The organism is Facklamia sp. P12937 (genome assembly GCF_050409505.1).
Lineage (GTDB): Bacteria > Bacillota > Bacilli > Lactobacillales > Aerococcaceae > Facklamia.
The window spans coordinates 1-7,647 of sequence record NZ_JBNUPI010000031.1; the positions used below are offsets into that span (position 1 = coordinate 1).

At 34.1% G+C, this 7,647-nt stretch carries 9 protein-coding genes and 1 pseudogene; 8 read left to right on the top strand and 2 right to left on the bottom strand.

Features of this window, described 5'->3' with window-relative positions; genetic code table 11:
* Window positions 1-151 precede the first annotated feature (151 nt).
* The 8 genes from ACQV2R_RS08255 (at window position 152) to ACQV2R_RS08290 (ending at window position 6,934) form a co-directional block, all read left to right on the top strand.
* On the top strand, window positions 152-1,423 hold the full coding sequence (locus tag ACQV2R_RS08255; protein ID WP_428874314.1) for an FtsW/RodA/SpoVE family cell cycle protein: 1,272 nt from the start codon (window positions 152-154) through the stop codon (window positions 1,421-1,423).
* Entirely contained in the window at window positions 1,423-1,779 is a 357-nt protein-coding gene (locus tag ACQV2R_RS08260; RefSeq protein WP_428874316.1) for a YlbG family protein, read from the top strand. Before ACQV2R_RS08255 ends, ACQV2R_RS08260 begins: the two co-directional genes overlap by 1 nt.
* A gap of 5 nt (window positions 1,780-1,784) precedes the next feature.
* Window positions 1,785-2,366, top strand: a complete 582-nt coding sequence (gene rsmD, locus ACQV2R_RS08265; RefSeq protein ID WP_428874317.1) for a 16S rRNA (guanine(966)-N(2))-methyltransferase RsmD — start codon at window positions 1,785-1,787, stop codon at window positions 2,364-2,366.
* The gene (coaD, locus tag ACQV2R_RS08270) at window positions 2,359-2,844 is read left to right on the top strand and encodes a pantetheine-phosphate adenylyltransferase (protein ID WP_428875366.1); all 486 of its coding nucleotides are present in this window, start codon (window positions 2,359-2,361) and stop codon (window positions 2,842-2,844) included. Before rsmD ends, coaD begins: the two co-directional genes overlap by 8 nt.
* A 114-nt stretch (window positions 2,845-2,958) precedes the next feature.
* A complete protein-coding gene (locus ACQV2R_RS08275) occupies window positions 2,959-3,657 on the top strand; it encodes a helix-hairpin-helix domain-containing protein (protein WP_428892087.1) in 699 nt (232 codons plus the stop codon).
* Window positions 3,658-3,698: 41 nt separating this feature from the next.
* The gene (locus tag ACQV2R_RS08280) at window positions 3,699-6,053 is read left to right on the top strand and encodes a DNA internalization-related competence protein ComEC/Rec2 (RefSeq protein ID WP_428892089.1); all 2,355 of its coding nucleotides are present in this window, start codon (window positions 3,699-3,701) and stop codon (window positions 6,051-6,053) included.
* A gap of 46 nt (window positions 6,054-6,099) precedes the next feature.
* On the top strand, window positions 6,100-6,399 hold the full coding sequence (locus ACQV2R_RS08285) for a hypothetical protein (RefSeq protein WP_428874322.1): 300 nt from the start codon (window positions 6,100-6,102) through the stop codon (window positions 6,397-6,399).
* Window positions 6,400-6,457: 58 nt separating this feature from the next.
* Window positions 6,458-6,934, top strand: coding sequence for an S-ribosylhomocysteine lyase (locus ACQV2R_RS08290; protein WP_428874323.1), 477 nt, complete (start codon window positions 6,458-6,460; stop codon window positions 6,932-6,934).
* A 124-nt stretch (window positions 6,935-7,058) separates the two neighbouring features.
* Here the strand turns inward: ACQV2R_RS08290 and ACQV2R_RS08295 are convergent.
* Both ACQV2R_RS08295 and ACQV2R_RS08300 read right to left on the bottom strand, forming a co-directional pair.
* A pseudogene (locus ACQV2R_RS08295) lies at window positions 7,059-7,289 on the bottom strand (N-acetyltransferase family protein); the annotation flags it as partial.
* A gap of 36 nt (window positions 7,290-7,325) precedes the next feature.
* Entirely contained in the window at window positions 7,326-7,577 is a 252-nt protein-coding gene (locus ACQV2R_RS08300) for a hypothetical protein (RefSeq protein WP_428892088.1), read from the bottom strand.
* Window positions 7,578-7,647: the final 70 nt, after the last annotated feature.

Here is a 7,647-nt window from a genome sequence, read left to right on the forward strand (position 1 = left end):
AAAAAATAGAGTTGAGGCCTTCGGCCATCAACCCTATAAATTATAGAACCTTTTAATTCCTAGTCAGAGTAAATCCCGATCTTATTTTCATAAATACCCACTACTGATGCTTTATGCTATAATGTTTTTAGCGAATTAGAGAGGAATAATTATGGAAAACAAAGTCTTTCACATCACTCCTAAAACTAGAGAAGTAGATTCTAAAGAAATGAATAAAGAGCGTTTTATCACAAGCTTTAAGAAAAAATTTGATCTATATGGAAAGGGCGATAAGTTACTAAGTCTTATTGTCATTGTTTTACTACTTTTTTCCATGTTAGCCGTCTTTTCTTCTACCATGTCACAAGATCCATTAGCCATGGTGAAGAAGCAAGCCCTCTCAATTTTGATTGGTTTTTGCATGATTTTACTCGTTCGGCTTGTTCCAAACGGATGGTTTTCTAACATCTTTTTAATTAATATACTCAATTTTCTAACAATGGTTTTAATTTTTTATGCTACTTTCTTCGGTCAGGAAGGAGGAGGGGCATCTTCTTGGATCAATATTGGAGGATATAATTTTCAACCTTCTGAGCTATTTAAAATAGCTATGGTGCTCACATGTAGTCGACTGGCTGTTTATTTTAAAAGAACTTATCTGATAGCACTAGAAAAGTCTTCTTTTTGGTATATCATTTTGCCCTTTGGTTTAATGATAATATCGGCAATGTTTGTTTTAATTCAGCCTGATGTAGGCACAACAGTACTTATTGGTTTTTGTGCTTATTCTCTGTTTATGATTTTTAATTTATCAAGAAAGAAGAATATTCTTTCTCTGTTATTTTTTATTGTTGTTACTATAGTTATCTATATTGTTTCAATATACTTTGCAGACTATTTTGTGGGTACTGGAAGGCACTTTTTTGAACGTTTAGGATCTTTCATTGATCCGTTTAAATATCAACATGGGACAGGCTATCAAGTCATTCAATCCTATAAAGCAATCGCTAATGGTGGCCTTTTCGGTGTGGGCTTAGGTCAAGGAGTAATAAAAGAAATGCTTCCTGCCGCTCATACAGATTTTATTTTATCAGTGATAGCAGAAGAGACAGGATTGCTAGGGGTAAGCGCTGTAATCTTAACATTACTTGGTTTAGTTTTTTACTTACTCAGAACAGCCAGTATGATGAGTAAATTGTTTCACCGTATTTGTATTACGGGATTTGCTATTTTAATCTTTACGCAAACATTTGTAAATATTGGAGGATTGACAAGTTTAATCCCCCTTACTGGAGTGACACTTCCCTTTATATCGTATGGAGGGACGAGCATGGTAGTCAATTTGATAATAATAGGCATTGTTCAAAAATTCATCAGTGAAGAAGCTCGGATGAGACAAACAACTAATCGCTCAAAAGTATCCAATTTGAAAGGTGGACGCTAATGACATTTGAAGCAGTAAAAAGAAAATCGCTTGTTGTATGGTTATATAGTCTTAAACAATGGAAGCAATTAAGAAAATATGGCACAGTACATTATTTAAGTGAACGCTTGAAATATGCCATCATGTACGTGAATGATTCTCAGCTTGATGAAACTTTATCTTCTTTGCGTAAATTAAATTTTGTGCGGGAAGTAGAGGTTTCATACCGAGATGATATCGATATGACTTTTAAAGATGCTATAAAGGATCGAATTGATCCTGATTTAAAAGCAGAAGAGGAAGAAGAGGTTTCCTTTGACGAATTCTTTAAAGATCTCGCCCAAGAAATCGTCCCAGAAGCAAAAGATAAGAAGTAGGTGGTATGATGCGAGTCATTGCAGGAAGTTATCGATCTCGACCTTTAAAGGCGGTTCCCGGGAAAAACACACGGCCTACAACCGATAAAATAAAAGAATCGATGTTTAACCTTTTGGCTAATCGATTACCGATTGATGGCTATTGTTTGGATTTTTACGCGGGATCAGGAGCTTTGGCCATAGAGTCTGTTTCAAGAGGACTGGCAGGAGCTGTTATGTGCGAGAAAGATCGGCGAGCCGTTTTAACGATTAAAGAAAATATAAAGATGACAAAAGAAGAAGAAAAGTTTGTACTTCTAAGTGGCAAAAACCGGACAAAGTTATTAGATTGGGGTCTAAAAAACCAACGAGCCTTTGACCTTGTATTTCTTGATCCCCCTTACGCTGAAAATCAAGTTGAGCAAGACTTAGAGTGGTTAATCAAAAATGATTTTCTAAATCCGAGTTGCTTAATAGTTCTTGAGGCTGACGAAGTGCATTCCGTAAAAGAAATCCCTAATTTTCTTGAATTAAAAAATAAAAAATATGGGATTACAGTCATTCGAATATATCAATACCAAGGTGAGGAGAGCGAAGAGTATGAGTAAAAGGGTAGGTGTTTTTCCTGGTTCATTCGACCCCTTAACATATGGACACTTAGATTTGATTGAGCGATCCAGTCAATTGTTTGATGAAGTAATCGTATTAATTGCAGTGAATACCACAAAAAAGACCGTCTTTACAGTTGAGGAGCGAAAACTTTTAATCGAAGAGGCTACAGCAGCATTTAAAAATGTAAAAATTGATTACTTAGAAGATGGCTTAATTGCTCATTACTATCAAAAAGTTAAGGCGATTTCCCTTATTCGGGGAGTACGCTCGGCACAAGATTTTGAATATGAAGCGAACATTGCGACTGTTAATCGAACCCAACTCCCAGGCCTTGAAACAGTTCTTTTATTTGCGAATGAAAATTATCGCTATTTAAGCTCCAGTTTAATCAAAGAAATCGCTTATTTTGGTGGAGATATTTCGCAAATGGTTCCTCCAAATGTTGCCCAAGCACTTGCTCAAAGGATAAAATAAAAAGAGATATCCAAAGCTTATTTTAAGACCCTCAGTATTTTGATGCTGGGGGTCTTAAAAGCGCCTTTAAGAAATTCTCCTTGTATTTAAGATTGTCAAGTGAGGAGGAAAGTCATGAAGTCTTATTTTGAAGAAAGTCAAAAAGCGTCTGTTTATGCAAAAATTAGAAATAAGCCATTTTTATTGATATTAGTTGCTTGTGTATGTGTTTTTATGATGCTAAATCAAAACAATTTATTAAGGGATACTGTTGATTTACAAGCAGAAGAGCATTCACTAGCATTGGAAATGACCAGTCAAGAAAATGAGACCACTGTATTAAAACAACTTTATGTAGATTTGAAGGGAGCGGTTATGAAACCAGGAGTTTATCAATTACAGCAAGGATCACGTTTAATTGATTTAATCGATAAGGCTGGAGGTTTTACTGAAGATGCGGCACAAGACAGCTTAAATTTAGCGTTACTGTTAGAAGATCAGATGATGGTTACAGTATATAGTCAGTCGGAATGGGATACCCTAATCATAAACGAGCAATCACAGCAGAAAACATCGGCCTTAAACCAGGAGTTAATGTTGGTAGGATCTTCTAATAAAGAGGAGACGCAAACACTCATTAATATTAATACAGCAGATCAAGCAGAATTAGAAACTTTGCCACAAATCGGTCCTTCTAAAGCTCAAAAAATCATTCAGTATCGCCAGGACCATGGTTCTTTTCAAGCCACTGAAGATATTTTACAAGTTTCAGGCATCGGTCCAAAAACCTTTGAAGGATTAAAAGACCTTATTACAGTAGGGCTTCAGCAATGAATAAATTGACAAGTTGTCGTTATCACTGGACTTTAATTGCTATGCTAATTAGTTTGTTTTTATTGTTTCTTATACATTCCACCTTGTCTTTCTTCATTCTATTTTGTTTAAGCCTTATACGAATTATTAAGTGTGATAATAAGGCCGTAATCATTTTAGCTGTCTTTTTTTTATTGCTAGTGTTCGTAAGGCATCGGTTTTTAGAAAACAAGTTACAAGAACAACTTTCTATGCTTAATGACCAAGAAAAAATTGAAGCCACTATAACTATCAATCCAAACCAAATCCAACAAAGTGAAAATACTTTTTATGGTGAAGTCTTCTTAATTATCGAAAATGATACCACTTTCCCTGTGACAGTGACCTATTGGAATGAGGAAGCTTTGCAAGAAAATTTACCTGACTTAACCCTTAGCTCCTATCGTTTAGAAATAGAAGGCGAAATTAAGCAAGTAGAACCTAATCGTAATTTTGATCTTTTTAACTATCAAAGTTACTTAAAAAGAAAAGGCATAGCTTGGGGGGTGGAGGTAAAGAAAATCAAAAAAATTTCATTGAATCAATCTAATTTAATCAACCATCCCTTAGTATTACTTGCTAATGTTAGAGCAAGGTTAACACATTATATAAGAAAATGTGGTCAGATTCCTTTAGTTAGTATTCATAATAAATTACTCTACAATTTAAATTCCACAGTTTATCAAGATTATAAACAGGCCTTTATGACTTTAGGAATTTTACACTTTTTCTCAATCTCAGGTTTTCATGTCAACTATCTCCGAAGAGTTCTCAATACTATCTTATTAAGAATAGGTATTTCTCCTCTAGTAAGTAAAAAAATCAATTTTATACTTTTAACCTTTTTTGCATGGTTAGTAGCTTGGCCTATAGGTGTTATCCGTTCTATGTCGGTTATTATAATTAATGATTTACGCAAAAGGTTTGATTGGCCACTTTCTTCTTTAGATGTTTTGTCAGTAATTTATATAACCCTCCTAATTATTAATCCCTTCAATATAAAAAGTTTAGCCTTTCTTTTATCATTCATAATGTCGTATCTGATTTATTTTTATCAAGGAAGTATAGTCGATAGCCTTTCAACTACTTGGCAAGAAAAAAGTGAACTAACTTTATTTTGTTTCTTATTTTCATGGCCCCTTTTACTCTCAAGTACTTATACCATTAATTTTTTACAACTAGCAGTCGTGCTTTTATTTACGCCTATATTCGAAAGATGGATTCTGCCAAGCATGTTCTCTTTTTCAATTTTATTATATGTTAGTCAGTACTATCCAGCTTTATTAAAGTTCATTACTTATCTATCTAATGTCTTCCAAAGAATGTGGGAATTCCTTTCGCTTCATTCTGTTATAGAAAGCGGAACAATCTTATTAGGAAACGGAAGCTTTTTCTTACCAATCTTTTTATTTGGTATAGCTATTATTTGGTTTTATTATTTAAAAAGTAACCCAAAATTAGCTTGGCAATCTTTAATTATCGGTTATTCAATCGGAATATTATTTTATCCTTATCTTGATCCACGTGAGCGAATCATCGTTTTAGATGTAGGGCAAGGAGATGCTTTACTCTATAAAAAGGCTTTTTCAAAAGAGGCTTGGTTAGTTGATACCGGAGGGAAGATGGCTAGCTACCAGGAGAAAAATAAATTGGATACTCAATTTGCTTTAAAAAATGTCATTCCAGCTTTAAAATCACAAGGAATTGCTAGTTTGGAAGGCGTCATTATCACTCATCCAGATATCGACCACCTTGGTAATTTGATAACACTTATCCAAGAGATTGAAATAAAACATTTGTATTATTCAAAATTCACTAAAGAGTCAGCAATATGGCAAACCATGGCAAATAAAATTCCTAATCAGACCCAGCATCACATCTTAAATCCGGGAACTAAGGTGAGGGTAGGAGGCAATCAAATTGAGATAATTTGTTTGGATATGCCTGCGAGTCTTAAAGATGATTTTAGTAATGCTTCTTCGCTAATCACTTCTTTTGTAATAGACGATAAAAAATTTCTTAATATGGCAGATCTACCAATTGAGCTAGAAAAATCTTTGTTACAAGTTTTTTCAAGTGAAAAAATAGACGTTTTAAAAATTGGTCATCATGGTAGTAAAACTTCTACTAGTGAAGATCTATTAGACCAACTGCAACCAGAATTAGCGCTCATATCATCTGGGAAGGACAATCCTTATAATCATCCTCATAGTGAAACAATTGAAAAATTAGAAAAAAGACACCTTAATTATTTAGATACACAAGATGTCGGTGCTATCGAAATTTCATACTTACCTTTTTATGGCTGGTCAATTAGAACAGCAATAAACAAGGAGAACTTAAATATACAGATTAGAAATTCACATTTACTATATTAGCGATATATGATATATTTTAAAAAACTGAAGTAAAGGGAGGTTTGTGATGAACATAATAGTCTTTATCTATGCATCTATAGTGTTTATAACTGGCATTTTAGGAATAAAAAATGGGCTCAATATTTCAAAGATAACGTTGACTGTTATTGATTTGCTATTTCTTTTGACCCTAATGAATTTATGGTCAAGCTTGAAACCTTTAGACATTGCTATTTCTATCTTGTTACTAGCCCTTTCCATTACGCTCTATCGCGATCGATTGGTAAGTAGTCGACAAGCTAATATAAGTCATCATCTTTTGCGTTTAATCATCCATTTTATTCTAATATACTTTTTATTTAACTAAAAATTGACAGATAATTCTTCTTTCGTTACATTGGAAGCAATATAAAGGAGGAATTCTATTGGAAAAAATACCAAGTTTTACCATCAATCATTTAATCTTAAAACCCGGTATCTACTTGTCTCGAACAGATGAGATTGGTGGAAGAAAACTACATACTTATGACTTACGTTTCACAGCACCAAATGCTGAACCCGTAATGAATACAGCAGAAATACATACAATTGAGCATTTAGCAGCAACTTTTTTACGTAATCACGAAAAATATAAAAAGGAAGTCATTTATTTTGGACCAATGGGCTGTCGTACGGGCTTCTATTTAATTTTAACGGACGCCTTAGAAGGGCTAGAAGTTTTGAATTTAATTAAAGAAACCTTTAAATTCACAGCAGACTTTGAAGGGGAGATACCTGGTGCTACTGCCAGAGATTGTGGAAATTATCTCGATCAAAACCTACCAATGGCTAAATATCAAGCAAAGCGATATGTAAAAAATATTGAAAAAGTGACTGATTTAAGCTTTACTTATCCCGAATAGTTTTTCAAAAATAAATGCAGGTTTACAATGGAGTTTAAAATGAAACTTCAACAAACCTGCTATTTATTTGACTGTGTAGTGATATAATTAATCAGTAATTAATTGGTCTCTTTCAAAGTCGAATTCAACTGCTGGATATTGAATGGTTTGGTGAAACAGCTCTTATAGCTTTTCGCATCCAAATCACATCAATAAAGCGTTCAGCTTTGCGCACTAATTTTGGGAAAGTAAGCATAGGTTTAAAGCCTTCTTTTTCATGAAAGCTTAGAGAGCGATAATTATCAGCGACAATGTTAGAAATGATGTATTCGATATTAGTATGAGAGAGCATCAACACTATCACCGTATAAAGTTCATGACCGCCCCCCTTTACTGGACAACCTTCAGCTGTCTAGATTGAAAGTAAAGTAGCCTGAGGCAAAAAGGCTTTATAAAAACCACTAAGGTAAGCAAAGCCAATCACTTCATTTCCATGTTGAAAGCCTAATTTACCATTGGTTTTATAGACAGTTAGTCGTCGACTAATTGAGCGACGTGTTAAACCGAGCTCCACCTGGGCTCTGGCTTTTGATTTTCGGCCCTGTGCAACCGATTGAATGACGGCATATTTTCTTTGTTCGAACATTATTAAATAAACCCCCATCTAACCCCCCTGAAGGAAGTATAACTCAGAAGTGGGACATTTTGATTTGTGTTCTCTTGAGACATTATCA